Here is a 25448-nt window from a genome sequence, read left to right as displayed (position 1 = left end):
GTGGTCGACAACCTGACTCCCGTCCTGACGAAGCGCTGGCTGTCGCCGCGCTCGTGGACGCTGAAGACCTACGAGCAGCTGGAGGGCTACACGGCGCTGCGCAAGGCGCTCAAGGCCCACCCGGACCAGCTGATCCAGCAGTGCAAGGACTCGGGGCTGCGCGGTCGTGGCGGCGCGGGCTTCCCCACCGGCATGAAGTGGGGCTTCATCCCGCAGAACGACGGCAAGCCGCACTACCTCGTCATCAACGCCGACGAGGGCGAGCCGGGCACCTGCAAGGACATCCCGCTGATGATGGCGGACCCGCACTCGCTGATCGAGGGCATCATCATCACCTCGTACGCGATCCGGGCGAACTTCGCCGCGATCTACGTGCGCGGCGAGGTGCTGCACGTGATCCGCCGGCTGCACGCGGCCGTGCGCGAGGCGTACGAGGCGGGCTACCTGGGCAAGGACATCCTCGGCTCGGGCTTCGACCTCGACCTGGTCGTGCACGCGGGCGCGGGCGCGTACATCTGCGGCGAGGAGACGGCGCTGCTGGACTCGCTGGAGGGCAGGCGCGGCCAGCCCCGGCTCAAGCCGCCGTTCCCGGCGACCGCCGGCCTGTACGCCTCGCCGACCGTGGTCAACAACGTCGAGACGATCGCCAGCGTGCCCTACATCGTCAACGGCGGCGCGGACTGGTTCCGCAGCATGGGCCGCGAGCGCTCGCCGGGGCCGAAGATCTTCTCGCTCTCCGGCCACGTGGAGCGCCCCGGCCAGTACGAGGCCCCGATGGGCATCACGCTGCGCGAGCTGCTCGACCTCGCGGGCGGCATGAAGGACGGCATCCCGCTGAAGTTCTGGACGCCGGGCGGCTCGTCCACCCCGCTGTTCACCGCCGAGCACCTGGACGTGCCGCTGGACTTCGAGGGCGCGGCCGAGGCGGGCTCGATGCTGGGCACCACCGCGCTGCAGATCTTCAACGAGACGGTGTCCGTGCCGTGGGCGGTCATGAAGTGGACCGAGTTCTACAAGCACGAGTCCTGCGGCAAGTGCACGCCGTGCCGCGAGGGCACCTACTGGCTCGTCCAGATCCTCCAGCGGATGGTGCGCGGCGAGGGCACGGCCAGTGACATCGACACGCTGCTGGACGTCTGCGACAACATCCTGGGCCGCTCGTTCTGCGCCCTCGGTGACGGCGCGGTCAGCCCGATCACCAGCGGCATCAAGTACTTCAAGCACGAGTTCCTGGCTCTGTGCGACCAGAACTCCCAGGTCTTGGCGGGGGCAAGCGCATGACGATCGCGCCTGAACAGAAGGCCGAGCTGGTGGTGCCCGAGGGCCACGTGAAGCTCGTCATCGACGGCATGGAGGTCGTCGCGCCCAAGGGCGAGCTGCTGATCCGCACCGCGGAGCGGCTGGGCATCGTCGTGCCGCGCTTCTGCGACCACCCGCTGCTGGAGCCCGCGGGCGCCTGCCGGCAGTGCCTGGTCGAGGTGGAGATGGGCGGCCGGCCGATGCCGAAGCCGCAGGCGTCCTGCACCATGACCGTCGCCGACGGCATGGTGGTCAAGACCCAGCTCACCTCGCCGGTCGCGGACAAGGCCCAGCAGGGCGTGATGGAGCTGCTGCTCATCAACCACCCGCTGGACTGCCCGATCTGCGACAAGGGCGGCGAGTGCCCGCTGCAGAACCAGGCGCTGGCGCACGGCCGCGCGGACTCCCGGTTCCACGAGCACAAGCGGACGTTCCCGAAGCCGATCCCGATCTCCACGCAGGTGCTGCTGGACCGGGAGCGGTGCGTGCTGTGCCAGCGCTGCACGCGGTTCTCGGCGCAGATCGCCGGCGACCCGTTCATCGAGCTGCTGGAGCGCGGCGCGCAGCAGCAGATCGGCGTGGCGCAGGAGAAGCCGTTCCAGTCCTACTTCTCCGGCAACACCATCCAGATCTGCCCGGTGGGCGCGCTGACCAGCGCCGCGTACCGGTTCCGCGCCCGCCCGTTCGACCTGGTGTCCACGCCGGGCGTGTGCGAGCACTGCGCGTCGGGCTGCGCGACCCGCACCGACTGGCGGCGCGGCAAGGTGCAGCGCCGGCTCGCGGGCGACGACCCGCAGGTCAACGAGGAGTGGACCTGCGACAAGGGTCGCTTCGCGTTCACCTACGCCACCGCCGCCGACCGGATCCGCCGCCCGCTGGTGCGCGACCGGGCCACCGGCGAGCTGCGGGAGTCGTCCTGGACCGAGGCGCTCCAGCACGCCGCCCAGGGCCTGGCGAAGGCGCGTGACGGCAAGGGCGTCGGCGTGCTCGCGGGCGGCCGGCTGACCGTCGAGGACGCCTACGCGTACTCGAAGTTCGCCCGGATCGCGCTGCGCACCAACGACGTGGACTTCCGCGCCCGCGCCCACTCGGCCGAGGAGCTGGAGTTCCTGACCGGCGCGATCCTCGGCACGAACCCGGACAACGGCGGCGTCACGTACGCGGGCATCGAGTCCGCGCCCGCCGCGCTGCTGGTCGCGTTCGAGCCCGAGGAGGAGTCGCCGATCGTGTTCCTGCGGCTGCGCAAGGCGGCCCGCAAGAACCGCACGAAGGTGTTCCACCTGGGCCAGTACACGACCCCCGCGGTGGAGAAGACCAACGGCGTCCTGCTGGCCTGCGTGCCGGGCCAGGAGCCGTCGGCGCTCAACGCGCTGCCGGAGCACGCGGCCGACGTGGTCGAGGACCTGTCGAAGCCGGGCGCGGTCATCCTGGTCGGCGAGCGCGCCGCCGAGGTGCCCGGCCTGTTCTCCGCGGTCGCCGCGCTGGCCGAGCGGACCGGCGCGAAGGTCGCCTGGATCCCGCGGCGCGCCGGCGAGCGGGGCGCGCTGGAGGCCGGCCTGCTGCCGACGCTGCTGCCGGGCGGCCGCCTGGTGGGCGACGAGGCGGCCCGCGCCGAGGTCGAGCGGGCCTGGGGCGTCGAGGCGGGCGCGCTGCCCGCGCGGGCGGGCCGCGACACCGACGGCATCCTGACCGCCGCCGCGAGCGGCGGGCTGGACGCGCTGGTCGTCGGCGGCGTCGACCCGTTCGACCTGCCGGACCCGGCGCTCGCCGAGCGCGCGCTGGAGGCCGCCGGGTTCGTGGTGAGCCTGGAGCTGCGGCACAGCGCGGTCACCGCGCACGCCGACGTGGTGCTCCCGGTCGCGCCCGCGGTGGAGAAGTCGGGCAGCTACCTGAACTGGGAGGGCCGCCCGCGCCCGTTCGCCACCACGCTGGAGGGCACCGGCGCGCTGCCGGACGGCCGGGTGCTGGACACGCTGGCCGTCGAGATGGACGCCGACCTGTTCACGCAGACCCCGGCGGCGGCCGCGGCCGACTTCGCGCGGCTCGGCCCGGGCGCCGCCCGGGTGGCGGCCCCGACCGTGCCCGCCCCCCTGCTCACCCAGCCGAAGCAGGGCGAGGCGGTCCTCGCGACCTGGCGCCGGCTGCTGGACAACGGCTCGATGCAGGACGACGAGCCGAACCTGGCGGGCACCGCGCGCCCGGTGGTGGCCAAGCTGTCCGTCGCCACGGCCGCGCACCTGGGTGTCGAACTCGGTGGGGAGATCACCGTCTCCACCGATCGGGGCGAGGTGGTGCTGCCGGTCGAGGCGGCCGACCTGCCCGACGGCGTCGTGTGGCTGCCCGGCAACTCGGGCGCGGTCACGGTGCGGCGCAACCTCGTCGCCGGCCACGGGTCCGTGGTGGCCGTCTCTAGCGGAGGCAATGCATGAGCACCGCAGAACTTCTCGCCGACGATCCGCTCTGGCTGATCATCGTCAAGGTCGTCGGCATCTTCGCGTTCCTCGTGGTCATGACCCTGTTCATGATCAACTGGGAGCGCAAGGTCGTGGCCCGGATGCAGCAGCGCCCCGGGCCGAACCGGGTCGGCCCCGGCGGGTGGCTCCAGTCGCTCGCCGACGGCCTGAAGCTCGCGTTCAAGGAGGACATCCGCCCGGTCCTGGCCGACAAGTGGGTGTACTTCCTGGCCCCGGTGATCTCCTGCATCCCCGCGTTCGTCGCCTTCTCGGTGATCCCGCTGGGCGGCGAGGTCTCGATCTTCGGCGAGCGCACCGCGCTCCAGCTCGTGGACCTGCCGGTCGGCGTGCTGGTGGTGCTGGCGTGCTCCTCGCTCGGCGTGTACGGCATCGTGCTGTCGGGCTGGGCGTCCGGCTCGCCGTACCCGCTGCTGGGCGCGCTGCGCTCGGCCGCGCAGGTGATCTCGTACGAGATCGCGATGGGCCTGTCGATCATCGCGGTCGTCATGCACTCGCACTCGCTGTCCACCTCCGACATCGTGGACGCGCAGGCCAGTGGTTGGTTCTTCTACCTGCTGCCGGTCAGCTTCCTCATCTACGTCTGCTCGATGGTCGGCGAGACCAACCGCGCCCCGTTCGACCTCCCCGAGGCCGAGTCGGAGCTGGTCGGCGGCTTCCACACCGAGTACAGCTCGCTGAAGTTCGCGCTGTTCTTCCTCGCCGAGTACGTCAACATGGTCACCGTCTCGGCGCTCGCCACCACGCTGTTCCTGGGCGGCTGGCGGTTCCCGTTCGTCGGCGACGACCACGTCCTCAACAGCGGCTGGTTCGGCCTGCTCTGGTTCGTGATCAAGACGCTGGCCTTCCTGTTCCTGTTCATCTGGCTGCGCGGCACGCTGCCCCGCCTGCGCTACGACCAGTTCATGCGCCTGGGCTGGAAGTTCCTGGTCCCGATCGCGCTGGTCTGGTTCGTCGCGGTGGCGTTCGCCCGCTACCTGCGCCAGGAGTGGGAGTCCGGCGGCGGCCTGGACACCGGCACGGCGCTGATGGTGATCGGCGGCTTCCTGGTCGTGGTGCTGCTGATCGCGTTCCTGCTGCCGGACAAGCGCGAGCCGCACGACCCCGACGCCGTGCCGGTCACCGGTGGCGGCTTCCCGGTGCCGCCGCTGGACCTGAAGGTCCCGAAGTCGCCGCCGCGCCGCCAGGTGCGCGTCGCGGAACTGCCCGGCACGGACGACGAGACGCAGGAACCGGCAGCGGTACCCGCAGCTTCACACAAGGAGGCCAGCGATGGGCGTGTTTGATCCCGTCAAGGGCTTCGGCGTCACCTTCGGCACGATGTTCAAGAAGGTCGTCACCGAGGAGTACCCCGAGGTCAAGAAGGTCACCGCGCCGCGGTTCCACGGCCGCCACCAGCTCAACCGGCACCCGGACGGGCTGGAGAAGTGCGTGGGCTGCGAGCTGTGCGCGTGGGCCTGCCCGGCGGACGCGATCTTCGTCGAGGGCGGCGACAACACCGAGGAGGAGCGCTACTCCCCGGGTGAGCGCTACGGCAAGGACTACCAGATCAACTACCTGCGGTGCATCGGCTGCGGCCTGTGCATCGAGGCGTGCCCGACCCGCTCGCTCACCATGACCAACGAGTACGAGCTGGCCGACGACGACCGCCAGAAGCTGATCTTCACCAAGGAGGACCTGCTCGCCCCGCTGCTCGCCGGCATGGAGCAGCCGCCGCACCCCATGCGGTTGGGCGAGAACGAGCAGGACTACTACGTGAACGGGCCGACGCTGGCGCGCCGGGCCGGCGTGCCCGAGGGCGCGACCGTGGAGACCGGGCCAGAGGAGGCACGCAAGTGAGCCTCACGTTCCTGCTCCAGCAGCCCGACGAGGTCCAGCGCGTGGTCGACACCGTCACCACGGGCGAGGCGGTCGCGTTCTGGATCCTCGGCCCGCTGGCGCTGGCCGGCGCGCTGGGCATGCTCTTCGCGCGCAACGCGGTGCACTCCGCGCTGTGGCTGGTGCTCACCATGCTCAGCCTCGGTGTGCTCTACATGGTCCAGCAGGCGCCGTTCCTCGGCTTCGTGCAGATCATCGTCTACACCGGCGCGATCATGATGCTGTTCCTGTTCGTGCTGATGCTGGTCGGCCGGGACAGCTCGGACTCGGTGGTCGAGGTGCTGCGCGGCCAGCGGCTCGCCGCGGCGGTCATCGGGGTCGGCTTCGCGGGCCTGGTGGTCGCGTCGGTCGCCCGCGCGCTGACCGACGTGGAGCCGGTCGGCCTGGCCCAGCAGAACACGCAGAACGGCGGCAACGTCGCCAACATCGGCGAGGCGTTGTTCACCGACTACCTGTTCCCGTTCGAGCTGACCTCGGCGCTGCTGATCACCGCGGCCGTCGGCGCGATGGTGCTCGCCTTCACCTCGCGCACCGGCAAGGACGCCAAGAAGACCCAGCGCCAGCTGGTCGAGGAGCGCTTCCGCGGCGACCGGCCCGGCTCGCTGCCCGGCCCCGGCGTGTTCGCCACCGCCAACTCGGTGGCCACGCCCGCCCTGCTGCCGGACGGCTCGGTCGCCCCCGAGTCGCTGTCCGAGCTGATCGAGACGACCGCGAGGGAAGCTCTCGAGGACGATGTCGCGGAGGTGTCCGGCACCGGGCACCAGCCCGACGCGCGCGCGCTCAAGGGAGAGTCGTCGTGACCCCTACGTACTACCTGCTGCTGTCCGCGCTGCTGTTCAGCCTCGGCGCGGTCGGCGTTCTGGTGCGGCGCAACGCCATCGTGGTGTTCATGTGCGTGGAGCTGATGCTCAACGCGGTGAACCTCAGCCTGGTCACGTTCGCCCGCATCAACGGCGGGCTGGACGGCCAGGTGATGGCGTTCTTCGTGATGGTCGTCGCCGCGGCCGAGGTCGTGGTCGGTCTGACGATCATCATGGCGATCTTCAAGACGCGTCGCTCGGCCTCGGTCGACGACTCCAACCTGCTGAAGTACTGAGAGGTCCACGGTGACGGAACCTGTTGCCGCCAGCGGGATCGGCAGTCTCGCCTGGTTGTTGCTCGCCCTGCCGGCCTTCGGCGCGCTCGTGCTGCTCGTGGGCGGCAAGCGCACCGACAAGTGGGGCCACCTGCTGGGCTGCGCCACCGTGATCGCCGCGTTCGCGTACGGGGTCGCGCTGTTCTTCGACACGGTCGCGCTGGCGCCCGAGGCGCGCACCACCGAGGTGCACCTGTTCGACTGGATCCCGGTCGCGGCGCTGAACGTGGAGTTCGGCCTGCGCCTGGACCCGCTGTCGCTGACGTTCGTGCTGCTGATCACCGGTGTCGGGTCGCTGATCCACATCTACTCGATCGGCTACATGGCGCACGAGGCCGGGCGGCGGAAGTTCTTCGCCTACCTGAACCTCTTCGTCGCCGCGATGCTGCTGCTGGTGCTCGGCAACGGCTTCGTGACGCTGTACTTCGGCTGGGAGGGCGTGGGTCTCGCGTCCTACCTGCTCATCGGCTGGTACCAGTACAAGCCGGAAGCGGCGTCGGCCGCGAAGAAGGCTTTCCTGATGAACCGGGTCGGCGACCTGGGCCTCGCGATCGCCATCTTCATCATGTTCAAGGAGCTGGGCACCACCCAGTACGCCGACGTGTTCGCCCGCGTCGGCGAGCTGTCCTCGGCCGAGGTGCTGGCCATCACGTTGCTGCTGCTGCTCGGCGCGTGCGGCAAGTCGGGCCAGTTCCCGCTCCAGGCGTGGTTGCCGGACGCGATGGCGGGCCCCACCCCGGTCTCCGCCCTGATCCACGCGGCCACGATGGTCACCGCGGGCGTCTACCTGATCGCGCGCTCGAACCCGCTCTACAACCTGTCGGCCGACGGCCGCCTGGTCGTGATGATCATCGGCGGGTTCACGCTGCTGATCGGGTGCGTCATCGGCTGCGCCTACGACGACTTCAAGAAGGTGCTGGCCTACTCGACGGTCAGCCAGATCGGCTACATGATCCTGGCCGTCGGCCTCGGGCCGATCGGCTACGCGCTGGGCATCATGCACCTGCTCACGCACGGCTTCTTCAAGGCCGGGCTGTTCCTCGGCGCCGGTTCGGTCATGCACGGCATGAACGACGAGGGCAACATCCGCCGCATGGGCGGGCTGATGAAGAAGATGCCGATCACCTTCGTCACCTGGACGCTCGGCTACCTGGCCCTCATCGGCTTCCCGTTCCTGTCCGGCTACTTCTCCAAGGACGCCATCATCGCGGCGGCGTTCAGCATGGAGGGGTGGCGCGGCTGGGTCTTCGGCGGCGTGGCCGCCCTGGGCGCGGGCCTGACCGCGTTCTACATGACCCGCCTGTTCGTCCTGGTGTTCCTGGGCAAGCCCCGGTACACCGAGCTGCGCTCGGCGGACGGCCGCGAGTACCACCCGCACGAGTCGCCGCTGAGCATGACGGTCCCGATGATCGTGCTGGCGGTCGGCTCGGTCGGCGCCGGCTGGTTCTTCTCCTCCGGCGACAACCTGGCCGGCTGGCTCACCCCGTCGCTGGGCGAGCTGCAGGAGCAGCACGGCGTGCTCGGCCACGGCGTGGTCAACGTCCTGGTGCTGGCCCTGTCGGCGCTCGGCGCCGGGCTCGGCTTCCTGCTCTTCCTGCGCGGGGAGCAGCCGGTGGAGCGGCCGGCGCGGGTGTCGTTCCCGGTCCGCGCCGCGCGTGCCGACCTGTACGGCAACGCGCTCAACGAGGCGCTGTTCGCGCGGCCGGGCACCTGGCTCACCCGCGCGCTGGTGTTCGTGGACAACAAGGGCGTCGACGGCCTGGTGAACGGGTCGGCGGCGCTGCTGGGCGGTAGCTCGGGCCGGCTGCGCAGGCTGCAGACCGGGTTCGTGCGCTCGTACGCGCTCTCCATGCTCCTGGGTGCGGTCTTCGTCCTGGGCGCGCTGCTGATGGTGAGGTTCTCGTGAGCTGGACGCTGATCGCGCTGCTCCTGCTGCCGCTCGTCGGCGGCCTGGTGGTGGCGTTCCTGCGGGGCAACGACCGGTTGGCCAAGACGGTCGCGCTGGCGTTCTCGCTGGTGGAGCTGCTGCTGGCCGTGCTGGCGTGGACGGCGTTCGACCCGGGCGGCGAGCGGTTGCAGCTCACCAGCTCGGCCGACTGGATCCCCGCCTTCGGCGTGCACCTGTCGTTCGGCGTGGACGGCATCGCGCTGGTGATGATCGCGCTGATCGCGTTCCTGGTGCCGGTCGTGATCGGCGGCTCGTGGGCGGACAAGCTGCCCGAGGGCCGCAGCGCGGGCGGGTTCTTCTCCCTGCTGCTGGTCATGCAGACCGGCATGGTCGGCGTCTTCGCCGCCACCGACGTGTTCCTGTTCTACGTGTTCTTCGAGGCCGTGCTGGTCCCGATGTACTTCCTGATCGGCCGCTTCGGCGGGCCGAACCGGCAGTACGCGGCGATGAAGTTCTTCCTGTACTCGCTGCTCGGCGGCCTCATCATGCTGGCCTCGGTGATCGGCCTGTACGTGGTGAGCGCGGACAAGCTCGGCTCCGGCACGTTCGACTGGGCCACCCTGGTCACGGTCACCCGCGACCTGCCGCTGTCCACGCAGATCTGGCTGTTCCTCGGCTTCTTCGTCGCGTTCGCGATCAAGGCGCCGCTGGTGCCGCTGCACACCTGGCTGCCCGACGCCGGCGCCGAGGCGCCCGTGGGCGCGGGCGTGCTGCTGGTCGGCATCCTGGACAAGATCGGCACGTTCGGCTTCCTGCGCTACTGCCTGCCGCTGTTCCCGGCGGCCAGCCAGGAGCTCGCGCCGCTCGTGCTGATCCTGGCCGTGGTCGGCATCCTGTACGGCTCGCTGCTCGCGGTGGGCCAGTCCGACATGAAGCGGTTCGTGGCCTACACCTCGATCGCGCACTTCGGGTTCATCGCGCTGGGCATCTTCGCGTTCAGCTCGCAGGCGGGCGCGGGCGCGGTGCTCTACATGGTGAACCACGGCATCTCGACCGGCATGCTGTTCCTGGTCGTCGGCATGGTGATGGCCCGCGGCGGGTCGCGCCTGATCGAGGACTACGGCGGCATGGCGAAGCTGACGCCGGTGCTGGGCGGCCTGTTCTTCGTGGCCGGTCTGTCGTCGCTGGCGCTGCCGGGCACCAACTCGTTCGTCAGCGAGTTCCTGGTGCTCATCGGCTCCTACCCGAACGAGCCGGTCTACACCGTGCTCGCCGCCGTCGGCATGATCCTGGCCGCGCTGTACGTCCTGTGGCTGTACCAGCGGGTGTTCCAGGGCCCCGTGCGCGGCACGGCGCTGCTGGACGCGGTCGGCGGTCCGGGCGCGGCGGTCGACCCGGAGCGGGCGGCCGTGCCCGACCTGAACAAGCGCGAACTGGCCGTGCTCGCGCCGCTGGTGGCGCTGATCTTGGTGCTCGGCTTCTACCCGAAGCCGGTGTTGGACGTGATCACCCCGTCCGTCGGGGCGACGCTCAGCGAGGTCGGGGTGGCCGACCCGGTCGCGCAGGAAGGCAAGTGACGTGACGACGTTCCTCTCGCAAGTGGAGCGGCTGCAAGCCCCGGAGATCGACTACGGGGCCGTCGCACCGTTGCTGATCGTGCTCGGCGCGGCCTGCCTCAGCGTGCTGTTCGAGGCGTTCCTGCCCAAGGGGCAGCGGTGGAGCGCGCAGGTCGTGCTCACCCTGCTCGCGCTGGCCGCCGCGGGCGCCGGGGTGGTGCTGCACGCGTCCGCGGACAGCACGCTCGAACAGGGCAAGCTGACCCTGGCGGGCACCATCGCGGTCGACCGCCCGGTGATCTTCCTGTGGGGCACGTTGCTGCTGCTCGGCCTGGGCGCGGTGCTGCTCATCGCGGACCGGTCGGTCGAGCCGGGCGGGGCGTTCGTCGCCGACGCCTCGATCCTGCCGGGCGCGCCGGTCGGCGTGCGCGAGAAGCTGCGCCGGCAGGAGATGCAGACCGAGGTGTTCCCGCTGACGCTGTTCGCGCTGGGCGGGATGATGACGTTCGTCGCGGCGAACGACCTGCTGACCATGTTCATCGCGCTGGAAGTGCTGTCCCTGCCGCTGTACCTGATGTGCGGCCTGGCCCGCCGTCGCCGCCTGCTGTCGCAGGAGGCCGCGGTGAAGTACTTCCTGCTGGGCGCGTTCGCGTCGGCGTTCTTCCTGTACGGCGTGGCCCTGCTGTACGGCTACGCGGGCTCGGTGAAGCTGTCCGACATCGCCACCGCGACCACGGCCACCGACCGGTCCGACACGCTGCTGTACGCGGGCTTCGGCCTGCTCGTGGTGGGCCTGCTGTTCAAGGCGTCGGTCGGCCCGTTCCACGCGTGGACGCCCGACGTCTACCAGGGCTCGCCCACGCCGGTGACGGCGTTCATGGCGGCGTGCACGAAGGTCGCGGCGTTCGGCGGCATCCTGCGCGTGCTCTACGGCGCGTTCGAGCGGTCGAGCTGGGAGTGGAACGGCGTCCTGTGGGCCGTGGCGATCGTGTCCATGGTGATCGGCGCGGTCCTCGGCCTGACCCAGACCGACGTGAAGCGGATGATCGCGTACTCGTCCGTGGCGCACGCCGGCTTCCTGCTCATCGGCGCGATCTCGCTGAACGACCAGGGCCTGTCCGGCACGATGTTCTACCTGATGGCCTACGGCTTCACCACGATCGCCGCGTTCGGCATCGTCAGCCTGGTGCGCAACGGCGACGGCGAGGCCACCCACCTGTCCCAGTGGGCCGGGTTGGCCAAGCGGTCGCCGGTGGTCGCGGGCGTGTTCACGTTCCTGCTGCTCGCGCTCGCCGGTCTGCCGCTGACCAGCGGGTTCGTCGGCAAGTTCGTGGTGTTCGCGGCGGCCGTGGAGGCCGAGATGGTGCCGCTGGTGGTCGTCGCCCTGGTGGCGAGCGCGGTGGCGGCGTTCTTCTACCTGCGGGTGATCGTGCTGATGTACTTCAGCGAGCCCGCGGCGGACGGCCCGACGGTGAGCGTGCCCGGCGCGTTCACCACGGTGGCCATCACGCTCGGCGCGGCGGTCACGCTGGTGCTGGGCGTCTTCCCGTCGTTTGCCCTCGATTGGGCGGGTGCCGGAACGTTCATCTTCTAGTGGTACGTAGGCTCTGTAGCCGTGACCAGTAGCGAGCGGGCGGGGACGGGGTTCCGGTTTTCGGACCCCGTGCTCGCGGAGGTGGTTCAGGACGGCCTGGCCGAGGTGGAAGCGCTGTTGCACAAGGTCGTGCAGAGCGACTTCCACCCGGTGATGGAGACGTCCTTGCACCTGGTGTCCGCGGGCGGCAAGCGCATCCGCCCGCTGTTCACCATCCTGTCCGCCCAGTTCGGCGGCACGTGGGACCGCGAGAGCGTGATCAAGGCGGCGGCGGTGGTGGAGCTGACCCACCTCGCCACGCTGTACCACGACGACGTGATGGACGAGGCCACCATGCGCCGCGGCGCGGAGTCGGCCAACGCCAAGTGGGACAACAGCATCGCGATCCTGACCGGCGACTACCTGTTCGCGCACGCGTCGGCGCTGGTGGCCGACCTGGGCACGGGCGCGGCGCGGATCATCGCGCAGACGTTCTCCGAGCTGGTGACGGGCCAGATGCGGGAGACGATGGGTCCGCGGGCCGGCGAGGACCCGGTCGCGCACTACCTGACCACGATCGCGGAGAAGACCGGCTCGCTGATCGCCACGGCGGCCCGGTTCGGCGCGATGTTCTCCGACGTCACGCCGGAGCAGGTGGAGGCGCTGCGCGCGTACGGCGAGGTCATCGGGGCGGCGTTCCAGATCTCCGACGACGTCATCGACATCGCGTCGCCGTCGGAGGAGTCGGGCAAGACGCCCGGCACGGACCTGCGCGAGGGCGTCAAGACGCTGCCCATGCTGTACGCGCTGCAGGACGAGCCGGAGTCGCGCCTGGCCACGCTGCTGGCCGGTCCCATCGAGGACGACGCCGAGGTGGACGAGGCCCTGGCCCTGCTGCGCGCTTCGTCGGGCCTCCTGCGTGCCCGCCGGACCCTGGACGACTACGCCGCCCGCGCCCGCGCCACCCTCTCCGTCCTCCCCGCCGGCACCGCCCGCGACGCCCTGGAATCCGTGAGCGAGTACGTCGTCACCCGCTCCCACTGACCCCCGAGAGTCCAACGCTCACAGCGCGAGAGTCCAACGCTGAGAGCGCGAGAGTCCAACGTTCGCGCACCGTGAGTTCAACGCTCACGACGAACGGTCGGTGCGTGAGCGTTGAGTTCAGGTGCTCCGAACGTTGGACTCTCGCCGCGCGGACGTTGGACTCGCGCGGGGGTCAGGGGAGGTCGGGGACGGGGAGGCGGCGGCGGGCGCGGAGGGTGTCGGCGGTGAAGATCGCCAGGGCCAGCCAGACCAGGGCGAAGCCGAACCAGCGGGACGCGGGCATCGGCTCGTGCGCCACGAACACGCCCCACGCGAACTGCAGCACGGGCGCGAGGTACTGGAGCATCCCCATCGTCGTCAGCGGCACCAGGCGCGCGCCCGCGCCGAACAGGATCAGCGGCACGGCCGTGACCAGCCCGGACGACGCCAGCAGCAGCGCGTGCACCCAGCCGCCGGAGTGGAACGTGCCCGCCGGGCCCAGCCACAGCAGGTAGCCCACCGCCACCGGCGCGAGCACCACGCTCTCCGCGGTCAGGCTGGCCGTCGCGTCCAGCGGCACGACCTTCTTCAACAACCCGTACACACCGAACGAGCACGCCAGCGCCAGCGAGATCCACGGCAGCCGGCCGTAGTCGACGGCCAGCACGACGACGGCCGCCACCGCGATGGCCAGCGCCGCGTACTGCGGCACGCGCAACCGCTCGCGCAGCACGAGCACCCCGAGCAGCACGCTCACCAGCGGGTTGATGAAGTAGCCCAGCGCCGCCTCGACCACGTGCTCGGTGTTGACCGCGTGGATGTAGACGCCCCAGTTGACCGCGATGAGCACGGACGCGGCGGCCACCATCAGCCAACCGCGCAGCGACAGCGCCCGGATGCCCGCCCAGCGGCCCAGCGCGGCGGTGAGCACCGCCATCACCACCAGCGACCACGCGATCCGGTGCGCCAGGATCTCCACCGACCCGGCCGGCTGGAGCAACGGCCAGTAGGCGGGCACGATGCCCCACATGAAGTAAGCGCCGACGCCGAAAGCGATACCCCGGTTCGTGCGGTTGACACCCGTCGAATCAGTCGAGGCGTTGGTCAACGGTGGCACACGGCTCACTCTACGCCGACCGTTTTGGCTGGTCAGTTGCTCCAAGTGGCCTACTATCGAACCCTGGCCACGGGTCCGGCCGGCCGCACGCGCCGAACCGGGAGGTCAGGGTAGTTTGGCACCGCTTCCCCTACCGGGTGAAGGTCCGGAAGCGGAGCGTGTCGGGGTGTGACAAGCAGCGGTGGGAGGGTCTCCCGTGAGTTCGCTCTTCGGGCAGGTGTGGCTGTGGAGCCTGCTGTCCTTCGTGGCAGGCGTCGCACTGACCTGGCTGGTCCTGGTGCGTCCGGCCAAGCGCGAGCTGGAGGACCTGGAGGAACGCCTCCTCACCTCGCCGCGCCCCACGAGCACGTCCGGCAGTTCCGCCACGTCGCGGTCCGGCTCATCCGACGAGTTCGACGACTGGCACGTCGAGGCGTCCCGGTCGCTGGCGGACGACGTGCTGACCCCCGAGCCCGCGCGGCCCGACGCCACCCCCGAGCGCGCCCGGCTCGAGACGCCCGCACCCGAGGCCGTCCGGTACGACGTCACGAACATGAAGCTCGACCAGCGCGACTCCCTGCTGGAGGAGCTGGACGACGAGCACCGGCCGCTGTCCGACTTCGAGGAGCAGCACGACTTCCCCGAGTTCGACGCCGAGCCGCCGCGCAGCCTGTTCGACCGGTTGGCCCCCGGCCAGACCGGTCCCGCGCCGGACGGCCGCGAGACGCCGGAGCCCGCGCCGCGCCCGCGGCCCCGGCAGCCCGAGGACGAGCCGGAGCTGCCCGCCGAGGCGACCACCGTGATGCCCGCCGTGCCGGCCGGTCCGGTCGCCGAGGTCGCGCCCCGCCGCGACGAGCCGACCGCCCCGCCGGAGGTCGAGGTCTTCCAGCCGCGCGAGGTGTGGCGCGAGGAGCCCGTCGGCGAGGTCTACGACGAGGACGTCGACACCGCCGGTCACGAGGAGGAGGACGAGCCGGAACGCACGTCGGCCCCCGCCGCCGAGACCACGCTCATCCCGGCCACCGCGCTGGCCGAGGCCATCGCCGAGGTGGACGGCGAGCAGCGGCGGTCCGAGGCGCCCGAGGCGCAGGTCTGGCCCGAGCACGACCTGACCGGCCACTTCGCGCCCGTCGACGTCGAGTCGGCGCACGGCGAGCTGTCCGAGCCCGTCCGGCCGACCGCCAGCGACGAGGCGTTCCTGGACGAGCTGACCCGCGAGCGCGAGTCCCGGCAGTCCCGCAGCGAGCGCGACGAGCCGGCGCGTGACGAACAGGCGCGCGACGAACAGGCGCGCGACGAGCCGGCGGGTGACGACCGGGACCACGAGGAGGGGCCTCGGACCGACGTCATCCGCGCCGTGGTCGACACCGAGCCGTCGCACGCCCGGCCCGAGGTCGAGCCCGAGCCGACGCCCGAGCCGCGGGCGGCGCGTGCGCCCGAGCCGGAACCCGCCGGCGCGGAACTCGTCGCCGAACCCGAGGTCGCGCCCGAGCCGGTCGACCCGCCGGCGTTCGAGCCGACGTTCGTCCCGTCCTCCTCCGACCGGCCGCTGCCCGCCCGGACCGCCGAGCCGAAGCCCGCGACGCCCGAGCCGAAGACCGGCGAGCCCGCCCGGCCGCGCAGCCTGTTCGAGCCGCTGCCGGACTCGGACGAGGAGCCGGAGCCCGAGCAGACCCGCCCGGCCCCGGCGTCCGCCGGCAACGACCAGCCGTTCGTGCCGACGCTCGCGCCCGAGCTGCTGGCCGGCAACCCCGTGCCGATGCACCCGACCGGCCTGCCGCAGCGCCCCACCCGCCCCGCGGCCCAGCGCACGCCGCCGCCCGCACCGCCCGCGCCGAAGCCGATCACCCCGCCGCCACCGCGCCCCGTGCGACCGCGCCCGGTCGGGTTCAGCCCGAGCACCGGCGGCCGTCAGCCCTCGCCCGGCAGCACCCGCTTCCAGGGCCAGCAGGAGGGCTTCAACCCGCGGTCGCCGTTCGGCCCCGGCTCGGTGCTGCCGAAGTCGGACGGCCTCGCGCCCGCGCCGGAGTTCCAGGTGAAGGCCACCCTGACCGGCCGCCGCTACTTCACCAACGACTCGGCGAACTTCCGCGAGACCCGCGCCGACGTCTGGTTCCGCACCACCGCCGACGCGGAGAAGGCGGGCTTCCGCCAGGCGCCCTGACCACCCGGTGATGCGAGAGGACCCCTGTTCCGGGAGGCGGAACAGGGGTCCTCCGTCGTGTCGGGCGGCTCAGCCGGCGACGGTCCAGGTGTCCTTGCCGTGCAGCAGCGCGCGCAGGTCCGCGGGCTTGGCCGCCTTCGCCTGCTCCACCTGGGCCCGCGCCGCGTCGTCGTACGTGGTGCGGGCGACGTTGCGGAACACGCCGGTGACGGTGTGCTGGAGGTCCTGCGTGGAGAGCCGCGACAGCGCGAACGCCAGGTTCAGGTCCGACGCGTCGTGCACCACGACGTCCTCCGGCGCGACGTCCGAGGTCTTGGCCACGGCCAGGCCGAAACCGTCCCGGACCACGGCGTACTCGCCGTTGCCGAACGTGATCGGCTGCCCGTCGACCACGTTGATGATCCGCCGGGCGGCCTCGTCGGCGTCCTTGAGCACGTCGAACGCGCCGTCGTTGAAGATCGGGCAGTTCTGGTAGATCTCCACCAGCGCCGACCCGCGGTGCTCGGCGGCCTGCCGCAGCACCTCGGTCAGCCCCGCCCGGTCCGAGTCGACCGCGCGGCCCACGAACGTGGCCTCCGCGCCCAGCGCCAGCGACACCGGGTTGAACGGGTGGTCCAGCGAGCCGAACGGCGTGGACTTGGTGACCTTGCCCTCCTCGGAGGTGGGCGAGTACTGGCCCTTGGTCAGGCCGTAGATCCGGTTGTTGAACAGCAGGATCTTGAGGTTCACGTTGCGGCGCAGCGTGTGGATGAGGTGGTTGCCGCCGATGGACAGCGCGTCGCCGTCACCGGTCACCACCCACACCGACAGGTCGGGCCGCGCCACGGCCAGGCCGGTCGCGATGGCCGGCGCGCGCCCGTGGATCGAGTGCATGCCGTAGGTGTTCATGTAGTACGGGAACCGCGACGAGCAGCCGATCCCGGAGACGAACACGATGTTCTCGCGCTTGAGCCCCAGCGTGGGCAGGAAGGACTGCACGGCGTTCAGCACGACGTAGTCGCCGCAGCCGGGGCACCAGCGGACCTCCTGGTCCGACTTGTAGTCCTTGGCCTTCTGCGGCTCGTCCGCCGTGGGCACGCCGACCAGGCCACCCACGGTCGGCAGACCCAGTTCCGTCGCCGTCATGCGTTCACTCCCTTGATCACGTCGGCGAGCACGTCCTGAAGCTCCTCGGCCTTGAACGGCAGGCCCTGCACCTTCGTGTAGCTGATCGCGTCGACCAGGTACTTGGCGCGCAGCAGCAGCGCCAGCTGGCCGAGGTTCATCTCCGGCACGACGACCCGGTCGTACCGGGCGAGGACGTCGCCCAGGTTCTTGGGGAACGGGTTGAGGTGGCGCAGGTGCGCGTGCGCGACCGGCATGCCCAGCTTGCGCACCCGCCGCGCGGCCGCGCCGATCGGGCCGTAGGACGAGCCCCAGCCGACGACCAGGACCCGCGCCTGCCCGGACGGGTCGTCCACCACGACGTCGGGCACCTCGATGCCGTCGATCTTGCGCTGCCGCAGCCGCACCATGGTGTCGTGGTTGACCGGGTCGTAGGAGATGTTGCCGGTGCCGTCGGCCTTCTCCAGCCCGCCGATGCGGTGCTGGAGCCCCGCGGTGCCGGGCACGGCCCACGGCCGGGCCAGCGTCTCCGGGTCGCGCAGGTAGGGCCAGAACGAGCCGTCCGGCGCGTTCGGCTCCGTGGCGAACGTCACCTTCAGGTCGGGCAGCTCGGACAGGTCCGGGATCAGCCACGGCTCGGAGCCGTTGGCGATCGCGCCGTCGGACAGCAGCAGCACCGGCGTGCGGTAGGTCAGCGCGATGCGCGCGGCCTCCAGCGCGGCGTCGAAGCAGTCCGCGGGCGACTGCGGCGCGACGATGGCCACCGGCGACTCGCCGTTGCGGCCGAACATCGCCTGGAGCAGGTCGGCCTGCTCGGTCTTGGTCGGCAGGCCGGTGGACGGGCCGCCGCGCTGCACGTCGATGACGACCAGCGGCAGCTCGGTCATCACGGCCAGGCCGATGGTCTCGGACTTCAGCGCCACGCCCGGACCGGAGGTCGAGGTCACGCCGAGCGCGCCGCCGTAGGACGCGCCCAGGGCCGCGCCGATGCCCGCGATCTCGTCCTCGGCCTGCAACGTGGTGACGTCGAACTGCTTGTGCTTGGACAGCTCGTGCAGCACGTCGGAGGCGGGCGTGATCGGGTAGGTGCCCAGCACCACGGGCAGCCCGGACTGCTGACCGGCGGCGATGATGCCGTAGGCGAGCGCGGTGTTGCCGGTGATCTGGCGGTACGTGCCCCGGTTGAGCTTGGCGGGCGCGACCTCGTAGGTCACCGCGAACGACTCGGTGGTCTCGCCGTAGTTCCAGCCCGCCCGGAACGCCAGCACGTTGGCCTCGGCGATCTCGGGCTTCTTGGCGAACTTCTCGCGCAGGAACCGCTCGGTGCCCTCGGTGGGCCGGTGGTACATCCAGGACAGCAGGCCCAGGGCGAACATGTTCTTCGCCCGTTCCGCGTCCTTCTTGCCCAGGCCGGTGTGCTCCAGCGCGCCGATGGTCAGCGTGGCCATCGCGACCTTGTGCACCTGGTAGGTGTCGGTGAGCGAGTCGTCCTCCAGCGGGTCGCTCGCGTAGCCGACCTTCACCAGGTTGCGCTTGGTGAACTCGTCGGTGTTGACGATGAGGATCCCGCCCTTGGGCAGGTCGTCGATGTTCGCCTTGAGCGCTGCCGGGTTCATCGCCACGAGCACGTCGGGGCGGTCGCCGGGGGTGAGGATGTCGTAGTCGGCGAAGTGCAGCTGGAAGCTGGAGACGCCGGGGAGGGTGCCCTGGGGCGCGCGGATCTCGGCCGGGAAGTTCGGCTGGGTGGCGAGGTCGTTGCCGAACGCGGCGGCTTCCGAGGTGAACCGGTCGCCCGTGAGCTGCATGCCGTCGCCGGAGTCGCCGGCGAACCGGATCACCACGCGGTCGAGCTTGCGGACCGCGCCGTTGCGCCCGGCCGCGGTGTCCTCGGGCGAGCCACCTGGCGCGGCGCCGTTACCAACGTCGGTAGTCATGTCCTACGCCGATCCCTTTCCTCACAACCGCCGGAGGGTCTGGTGCCCCATCCCCCTCCGCGAGGGTAGTCGTGCCCGCCCAGCCGCCGGTTTCTCCCGTACCACTGTGCGGGACGGTTCGTCCCACCTGGTGCGCGAGGGCGGAACTCGGCAGTAATCGAGTAATACTGACGGGTAACTGTTACTCGAAGTTACAGCTATTTGAGGCCCGTGTCCAGGTCAGCCGCGGCCGCTGATGCGTGCCTTCGCGGCCGCCAGCCGGGCCTGGAACTCGGGCGTGGCAATCGAGGCGGCCTGGGGCGTCAGCTCGACGTCCACCGCCTCGGCGTGGTCGGTCAGGGCCGCGGTGGTGCGCATGGACGCCTTGATGGTGCGGACCAGCTCGCGCGACGCTTCGGCCGAAGGGCGCGCCAGCTCCACCGCGGCGGCGACCAGCTCGTCGTGCCCGCCGTCGACGCGCGCCAGGGCCACCCCGGCGGACACCGCCGCGGCGCCGTCCAGGACCCGGCCGAACAGGGTCATGGCGGTCGCGGTCTGGGTGCCGGCGAGGCGCTGGAGCATCCACGTCATCCCGCCGCCGGGGTGGATGCCGAGCTGGAGGAACCGCGCGTCGAACCGGGCGTCGGCGGTGACCAGCCGCACGTCGCAGGCCAGGGCGAGGTTGAGCCCCGCGCCCACGGCCGCGCCGCCCACGGCGGCGATCGTGGGCAGCGTGCAGCGGGCCACCGCGAGGAACCCGGCGTAGATGCGGCGCAGGCCCTCCTCGCGGGCCTCGCCGAGCGCGCTCAGGTCCGCGCCCGCGCAGAAGGCCGGTGGCGCGCCCGTGACGACGACGGCGTGCACCTCGGGGTCGTCCTCGCACGTCCGCACGGCCGCCACGAGCTGGTCGGAGAGGTCGAGCGTCAGCGCGTTGCGGCGCTTCGGGTCGTGCACGGTGATGACCGCCACGCGGTCGGAGCGGTCCAGCAGCACTTCGGCCATGCGCGCGACTCTAGGGTGCCGGCGGTCGGTCCAAGAGGCGGGACAGCACCACGGTCGAGACGGTGCGGTCGATGATCTCGACGGCGCGCAGGCGTTCCAGCGCGGTTTCGAGGTGGTGGATGTCGGCGGCGCGCAGGTGCACGATCGCGTCCGCCGCGCCGGAGACGGTGTAGGCGGCCCGGACCTCGGCCATCGGCTCCAGGTGCTGCTGGATGTCGTGCGGCGCGACGTTGCCGCGGCAGTGCACCTCGACGAACGCCTCCGTGCCCCAGCCGAGCTGCTCCGGGTCCACGACGGCCGTGAAGCCGCGCAGGACGCCCGTGTCCAGCAGCTTGTCGACCCGCCGCTTCACCGCGGGCGCGGACAGGCCGACCTCCTTGCCGACGTCGGCGTAGCTGGAGCGGGCGTTGGCCATCAGGCGTGAAATGATTCGCTGGTCGATCGTGTCCACACGCAACATTCTGCCCCAGAAGACGCAATATCGCGGCGTTGTTCGATGGTCCGACCGCAATCTACATTTCGATCCATGACCTCGGTTTCCTTCGCGGGCCCCGGCGACGAGCCGATCGTGCTCGAGGTGCCCACGCCCGCCACGCAGGTGCGCGTGCCGACCACCCGCCGGTACCTGATGTGCCCGCCGGCGCACTTCACGGTCGAGTACTCGATCAATCCGTGGATGGACCCCACGCGCCCGACCAGCACCGCGCTCGCGATGGAGCAGTGGACGGCGCTGAAGGAGACCTACGAGCGCCTGGGCCACGAGGTCTCCGTGATCGAACCCCAACCGGGCCTGCCGGACATGGTGTTCTCGGCCAACTCCGGCACCGTGATCGACGGCCGGGTCCTGGGCTCCCGCTTCCGCGCCCCGCAACGCGCCGCCGAAGCCGACCACTTCCGCCGCTGGTTCCTCGCCAACGGCTACCGCGACGTCGTCATGCCGGAGCGGACCAACGAGGCCGAGGGCGACTTCGCCTGGACGGGCAAGTACCTCCTGGCCGGCACGGGCTTCCGCACCGACCCGCTGGCCCACGCCGAGGCGCAGGAGGTGCTCGGCGTCCCGGTCATCTCGCTCCAGCTCACCGACCCGCGGTACTACCACCTGGACGTCGCCCTGTTCGTCCTCACGGACGACCTGATCGCCTACTACCCGGACGCCTTCTCCCCGGGCAGCCGCCGCGTCCTGCGCCGCCTGTTCCCGAACGCCATCGTCGCGACCGCCGACGACGCCGCGTGCCTGGGCCTGAACGCGGTGTGCGACGGCCGTCACGTGATCCTGCCGGTCGAGGCCACGGCGCTGGCGGACCAAGTGGCGCGTCACGGCTTCGAGCCGGTGTTCGTGGACATCTCGGAGCTGCGCAAGTCGGGCGGCGGCCCCAAGTGCTGCACGATGGAACTTCGGGACTGATCCCGTCCGTTGTGGTGTCGTTAAGGTTTGCGCTGGTCAGGGTGGGGTAGCCACGCTGACCAGCGCAAACGCTCCTACCGAGCGTGACGGCCGTAGGTGAGTGACTGCCACTTACTGTGGCCTCCTGCCACTGCTCACGGAATATGCACGGAACAATGAACGCCCTCGGCGAGATCATTGCCGAGGGCTTCGTCGTCAACTCTACCTGCGAGAGCGCCCTATCTATCACCGTTCAACAGCGCGTCGATCTTCCGGTTAGAGGGTTCGCGCTGGCCGTCGAGCACCTTCGCGTAGACCTTGAGCAGGATATCCACGGTGTGCCCTGCTCGCTCCGAGACCTCCGCCAACGGCAGCCCTGCGGCGAGCCAGGTGGAGACGGCAGCGTGACAACGTCGTACGGGTTGCCGGGCCAGCGGTGACCGGGGCCTGCTTCGGATTCGGGCACCCGCGCCTTCTTCCACACGTCGCAGTACACCGCCGCACTGACCGGGCCTCGGACTTTATCCCCCTGAACAGCCAGCCGTCTGGCGTCGTGCCGAACGTATCGAGGTGCCGTCGCAGGATGGCGACCCGCGCCGGCAATTCGGCACCGGTCGAACCGCACCCTGTGCCCGCCGCTTGAGGTTGCGCTCCTCCCACAGCCGACCCGAGTAAACGAACCGACCCACCGTCCGAGACGAGGGAGGCTCAGCCACAGGCTAGATCAGCACGAGCAGGTAGCTGCCATCCGCCGCACCTCAACGGCGATACACTTCCACCTTCCGCAACCTCGGACGGCCCCGTCGAGGCGGCCCACTTCGCCTGCCTGTCCATTACCGAGTCCACGACATAACCGAGCCCGCCGAGGCTCAATGGCCCAGGCTGTCCTCTCCCGCTCCGCCCTCGACACCACGACCTGGATGCCGCCGCTTCCGCTGGCATGACAGCAGTCAAGCTTGCAGCGCCGGTGAAGTCTTTCCGCTTCGTCGAGGCTGTAACCGACTTCCGCGCCGCCTCCGTGATCACTCGCGACTCCCCCGCAGTTTCCGAGACTTCCTCGACCTCTCGCGAGCGTTGCTTCCTGCGATGGGACCGCCGTCGTAACGCTCCGTGGTCGCTCGTAGTCATTTTACGCAACGCTCTTCTGCTCCTGACTGTTGCAGACGTATGGTGCGCTTTTTCTAGTCACCTGGGGAGGACGTGCGTGGATCACATCCCTGCGGACGTAGCTCGTATTGCACTGGATAAATCAGAAGGCACATCTTTCGAGCGCTTCGTGAATGTCTTCTACGCTGCATTGGCTGGCGTTGACTTCGTACCTCTCGGTGGGCACAAGGACGGCGGGGCGGACGCGCGAGACGGCACGATTTATCAAGACTCGAGACGAGTTACAACGTTCTATCAGAGTAGTGTAGAGGTTGACACTGACGGAAAAATCCGCCGGACTGTCGCACGTCTTCGTGAGTTCGGACGGGACGTGAAGAATTTGGTCTATTTCACGTCGCAAACGGTGAAGTACTCCGACAAGGTCGAGCGCGAACTTTCCGAAGAACTGGACGTTCACGTTGCAATCCGTGACGGCAACTATATTGTCGCCCACGTGAACGACGGTCCTTCGACCCGTGGGGCTTTTGATGAACACCTGCGTCATTACACAGACTTCTTGAAGTCGGTCGGCGCGTCGAGCTTGGTTCCTGTTTCGAAGCACGTCAAGTCGCCTGCGGTGTATGTATTTCTGGCGCAGGAGATCGAGCGCCGCGACGGCAACGAATCGCTGGTTAACTCGGTAACTGATGCGCTTGCTTTGTGGGCGCTCGAGGGTACCGACCCGAACAATTTGTTGACGGCGGCGGAGGTTCTTGCGAAAGTAAGTAGCGAAATTCCTAGTGTGAATTCACTTGTCGGGCCACGACTCGCTGGCCGACTTGACGCGATGTCGAAAAAGAACTACCCAGGCGGACGTGCCGTAAAGTTTCACGAAAAGCGCGGCTACTGTTTGCCATATGAAGTGCGACGACGTATTGAAGAAGAAAATCTTGCGGACGAGGCTTTAAGGCTCGAAGTACGGGCAAGTCTTGACGACCGTCTTCGGGTAAATCATGCGAGCGGTTTGGGTGAAGTAGGCCTAAAGGCTGCGGTAGACGCCGCACTCCGTGCACTGCAGATCGCGTTCGAGCATGAAGGACTTGAATTCGCCGCGTTCCTTCAGGCCGATGACCAAGTAGAGTATACGACAATCACAGACTCGCTGAACATTGCACTGTCTGAGGCCGACCTAGGCGTAAAGCGTCGGGTGCTAGTGGGCGATGCGGCCTTCTCTCTACTGCGCGGCGTGCTCTATGACTCCCGACCGGTGGAGCGACGGTACCTGCAGAAGCTTGCGAAAACGTACGCGCTTCTCTTCACGCTGAAAACCGAGCCACGTCTGCTGGAGTTCTTTCAGGAGATGGCCGGGGACTTCAACCTTTTTGTTGGTGCTGATCAACTTGTTCGTGCGCTGAGCGAACATTACTTGGCGCCTGCCGACCAGATGACAAGAAACACCTTGCTTATGGCCTCAAAACAGGGTGCCAAGCTAGTCCTATCGGAAACGGTGCTCGACGAGTTGGTCAGTCACTTCCGAGTGTGTGACTCGGAGTACAGGAACCACGTCGCGCAAGTAGAAGATCACCTCACGCTCGAAATGGCGAGGTCTGCACCGCACATAATGCTGAGGGCATACCTGTACGCGCGACTGAACAAGGCCCTGGGCCGTCGCAGGCCAGTGAGTTGGGTGGCGTTCGTCAACCAGTTCTGCAGCTACTCCGATCTGCGTAAGCCATCGGCGTATGGCGAAATACGGCAGTATCTCCAGCACACCTTCGGTCTTCGGTTCGAATCTAAGGAAGGTCTCGAATCCCTTGTCGATGAAGGCGATCTTGAGACTCTGGCAGCGAAACTTACTGTAGGTAAGAGCGAGAAGCTTGCTCGTAACGACGCACTGATGGCGCTTGCCATCTACGGTAAGCGGAAACAGCTAGGTGAGACGTCAAAAGCGACGGAATTCGGTTATTCGACGTGGTGGCTTACGGGCGAGACATTGATCTTGCGCTACAGTCGTGAGTTCGTGCAAGAAAACGGCGGGGCGAGGTACATTATGCGGCCCGACTACCTTCTCAACTTTCTGACGCTCGCCCCTAGTGCGGCAGAGGCGCGGCGAGCCTTCTCGTCTGTATTCCCAAGTCTCCTTGGGATCAAGCTGGCTCGGCGAATGAGTCAGCAGACCTTTGACAAGATTATGGGCAGTGTCGCTGAGGCTGAGAGTCTTGACGAAGCCCGGCGAGCTGTAGTCATCGGCAAGGCCGTCGATCAATTGAAGAGTGACTTCAATCGCCAGCTCTCTGGTCCGGCCCTTTATGGTCGCGCCGCCTCGATCGATATCGTAGCTGACAGAACCGGGCTAGCTGGATAGTCGTGGAGCGCTGCTGGCGCTGGGATGTGTTCACAGTTTCTTTCGGTCATCAAGGCGACCACTGTCGGGCCGCTGACCGTTTGTGTCCTCTGAGCCATTGCGGACCCGCCTGCGGTGATGACCCGGCCGCGCCAACGTGCGGCCGGCAGCCCACGGGCTCGACATGCAAGGCACCGGAGGCGGCCCTGCAAGGGTGTGAGGACACGGTCCGAAGACCCACAGAGAGCAGACGAGTGAAGGTCCGCCTAGCTGGCCTGGTTCTTCGCCAGTTCGCGCAGCCGCTGGCCCGCCCACTAGAGAGCGTCGACTCGCGGGACGCGTGATCGGACTGGGTTTCGATAACTTGTCGATCGAGTCGATCCGGATCAAAAGTGAAGTTCCGGTCCAAATCAAAGAACAGGGCTGCGCTCCTATGGTTTCGCAGATTCCGCCCCTTTGGGGTGGTTCCCTGGTCTCGCCTCCTGGCAGGTCGAACATAACGACCTGCTGCTTCAGGAGTACGGCGCCGGAA

18 protein-coding genes are annotated in these 25448 nt (G+C 69.3%); 13 read left to right on the top strand and 5 right to left on the bottom strand.

Annotated elements, in window-relative coordinates; translation table 11 throughout:
- From nuoF to ACWEFJ_RS00560, 10 genes are read left to right on the top strand one after another with little or no spacing between them, the layout of a single operon-like run.
- Positions 1–1281 carry an NADH-quinone oxidoreductase subunit NuoF gene (gene nuoF, locus ACWEFJ_RS00605; protein WP_378087466.1) on the top strand — a complete coding sequence of 427 codons (1281 nt, stop codon included), beginning with the start codon at positions 1–3 and terminating at the stop codon, positions 1279–1281.
- Positions 1278–3728 (top strand): NADH-quinone oxidoreductase subunit G, encoded by a 2451-nt coding sequence (locus tag ACWEFJ_RS00600; protein ID WP_449712493.1) that lies wholly within the window; start codon positions 1278–1280, stop codon positions 3726–3728. Before nuoF ends, ACWEFJ_RS00600 begins: the two co-directional genes overlap by 4 nt.
- Positions 3725–5056, top strand: a complete 1332-nt coding sequence (nuoH, locus tag ACWEFJ_RS00595; RefSeq protein ID WP_378087462.1) for an NADH-quinone oxidoreductase subunit NuoH — start codon at positions 3725–3727, stop codon at positions 5054–5056. The genes ACWEFJ_RS00600 and nuoH overlap by 4 nt, the downstream gene beginning before the upstream one ends.
- A complete protein-coding gene (gene nuoI / locus ACWEFJ_RS00590) occupies positions 5043–5609 on the top strand; it encodes an NADH-quinone oxidoreductase subunit NuoI (RefSeq protein ID WP_449712492.1) in 567 nt (188 codons plus the stop codon). Before nuoH ends, nuoI begins: the two co-directional genes overlap by 14 nt.
- On the top strand, positions 5606–6448 hold the full coding sequence (locus tag ACWEFJ_RS00585; protein ID WP_378087458.1) for an NADH-quinone oxidoreductase subunit J: 843 nt from the start codon (positions 5606–5608) through the stop codon (positions 6446–6448). Before nuoI ends, ACWEFJ_RS00585 begins: the two co-directional genes overlap by 4 nt.
- Entirely contained in the window at positions 6445–6744 is a 300-nt protein-coding gene (gene nuoK / locus ACWEFJ_RS00580; protein ID WP_053715303.1) for an NADH-quinone oxidoreductase subunit NuoK, read from the top strand. The genes ACWEFJ_RS00585 and nuoK overlap by 4 nt, the downstream gene beginning before the upstream one ends.
- Before the next feature lie 10 nt (positions 6745–6754).
- Positions 6755–8689, top strand: coding sequence for an NADH-quinone oxidoreductase subunit L (gene nuoL, locus ACWEFJ_RS00575; RefSeq protein ID WP_378087456.1), 1935 nt, complete (start codon positions 6755–6757; stop codon positions 8687–8689).
- Positions 8686–10248: an NADH-quinone oxidoreductase subunit M gene (locus ACWEFJ_RS00570; RefSeq protein ID WP_378087454.1), complete on the top strand. Its 1563-nt coding sequence runs from the start codon at positions 8686–8688 to the stop codon at positions 10246–10248. Before nuoL ends, ACWEFJ_RS00570 begins: the two co-directional genes overlap by 4 nt.
- A gap of 1 nt (position 10249) precedes the next feature.
- Positions 10250–11821 (top strand): NADH-quinone oxidoreductase subunit NuoN, encoded by a 1572-nt coding sequence (gene nuoN / locus ACWEFJ_RS00565; RefSeq protein ID WP_378087453.1) that lies wholly within the window; start codon positions 10250–10252, stop codon positions 11819–11821.
- A 21-nt stretch (positions 11822–11842) separates the two neighbouring features.
- The gene (locus ACWEFJ_RS00560) at positions 11843–12844 is read left to right on the top strand and encodes a polyprenyl synthetase family protein (protein WP_378087451.1); all 1002 of its coding nucleotides are present in this window, start codon (positions 11843–11845) and stop codon (positions 12842–12844) included.
- A 172-nt stretch (positions 12845–13016) separates the two neighbouring features.
- On the opposite strand, the gene rarD is transcribed toward ACWEFJ_RS00560, so the two are convergent.
- The gene (rarD, locus tag ACWEFJ_RS00555; protein ID WP_378087449.1) at positions 13017–13940 is read right to left on the bottom strand and encodes an EamA family transporter RarD; all 924 of its coding nucleotides are present in this window, start codon (positions 13938–13940) and stop codon (positions 13017–13019) included.
- 196 nt (positions 13941–14136) lie between these two features.
- Here rarD and ACWEFJ_RS00550 point away from each other — a divergent pair, with 196 nt between their 5' ends.
- A complete protein-coding gene (locus tag ACWEFJ_RS00550) occupies positions 14137–16083 on the top strand; it encodes a sunset domain-containing protein (protein WP_449712491.1) in 1947 nt (648 codons plus the stop codon).
- Positions 16084–16152: 69 nt separating this feature from the next.
- Here the strand turns inward: ACWEFJ_RS00550 and ACWEFJ_RS00545 are convergent, their stop codons facing one another.
- The 4 genes from ACWEFJ_RS00545 to ACWEFJ_RS00530 form a co-directional block, all read right to left on the bottom strand.
- Positions 16153–17208: a 2-oxoacid:ferredoxin oxidoreductase subunit beta gene (locus ACWEFJ_RS00545; protein ID WP_378087445.1), complete on the bottom strand. Its 1056-nt coding sequence runs from the start codon at positions 17206–17208 to the stop codon at positions 16153–16155.
- Complete coding sequence (locus ACWEFJ_RS00540) at positions 17205–19121, bottom strand: 2-oxoacid:acceptor oxidoreductase subunit alpha (protein WP_378087443.1); 1917 nt, start codon at positions 19119–19121, stop codon at positions 17205–17207. Before ACWEFJ_RS00540 ends, ACWEFJ_RS00545 begins: the two co-directional genes overlap by 4 nt.
- A 219-nt stretch (positions 19122–19340) precedes the next feature.
- The gene (locus ACWEFJ_RS00535; RefSeq protein ID WP_378087441.1) at positions 19341–20102 is read right to left on the bottom strand and encodes an enoyl-CoA hydratase; all 762 of its coding nucleotides are present in this window, start codon (positions 20100–20102) and stop codon (positions 19341–19343) included.
- A gap of 10 nt (positions 20103–20112) precedes the next feature.
- Positions 20113–20553, bottom strand: coding sequence for an Lrp/AsnC family transcriptional regulator (locus ACWEFJ_RS00530; protein WP_378087440.1), 441 nt, complete (start codon positions 20551–20553; stop codon positions 20113–20115).
- A 75-nt stretch (positions 20554–20628) separates the two neighbouring features.
- Between ACWEFJ_RS00530 and ddaH the strand changes: the two genes are divergently transcribed.
- Together ddaH and ACWEFJ_RS00520 are read left to right on the top strand one after the other, a co-directional pair.
- Positions 20629–21507 (top strand): dimethylargininase, encoded by an 879-nt coding sequence (ddaH, locus tag ACWEFJ_RS00525; protein ID WP_378087438.1) that lies wholly within the window; start codon positions 20629–20631, stop codon positions 21505–21507.
- A 1183-nt stretch (positions 21508–22690) separates the two neighbouring features.
- A complete protein-coding gene (locus ACWEFJ_RS00520; protein WP_449712490.1) occupies positions 22691–24937 on the top strand; it encodes a hypothetical protein in 2247 nt (748 codons plus the stop codon).
- Positions 24938–25448 lie beyond the last annotated feature (511 nt).

The organism is Actinosynnema sp. NPDC004786 (assembly GCF_053601135.1).
Note: the sequence above shows the minus strand (reverse complement) of the source record. Positions and strands in the feature narration are given on the sequence as shown.

Excerpts from the sequence above, each read along its gene's own strand:
- ACWEFJ_RS00540 (WP_378087443.1), bottom strand. The coding sequence starts at position 19,121 with ATGACTACCGACGTTGGTAACGGCGCCGCGCCAGGTGGCTCGCCCGAG.
- nuoI (WP_449712492.1), top strand. The coding sequence starts at position 5,043 with ATGGGCGTGTTTGATCCCGTCAAGGGCTTCGGCGTCACCTTCGGCACG.
- ACWEFJ_RS00545 (WP_378087445.1), bottom strand. The coding sequence starts at position 17,208 with ATGACGGCGACGGAACTGGGTCTGCCGACCGTGGGTGGCCTGGTCGGC.
- ddaH (WP_378087438.1), top strand. The coding sequence starts at position 20,629 with ATGACCTCGGTTTCCTTCGCGGGCCCCGGCGACGAGCCGATCGTGCTC.
- ACWEFJ_RS00535 (WP_378087441.1), bottom strand. The coding sequence starts at position 20,102 with ATGGCCGAAGTGCTGCTGGACCGCTCCGACCGCGTGGCGGTCATCACC.
- ACWEFJ_RS00600 (WP_449712493.1), top strand. The coding sequence starts at position 1,278 with ATGACGATCGCGCCTGAACAGAAGGCCGAGCTGGTGGTGCCCGAGGGC.
- nuoH (WP_378087462.1), top strand. The coding sequence starts at position 3,725 with ATGAGCACCGCAGAACTTCTCGCCGACGATCCGCTCTGGCTGATCATC.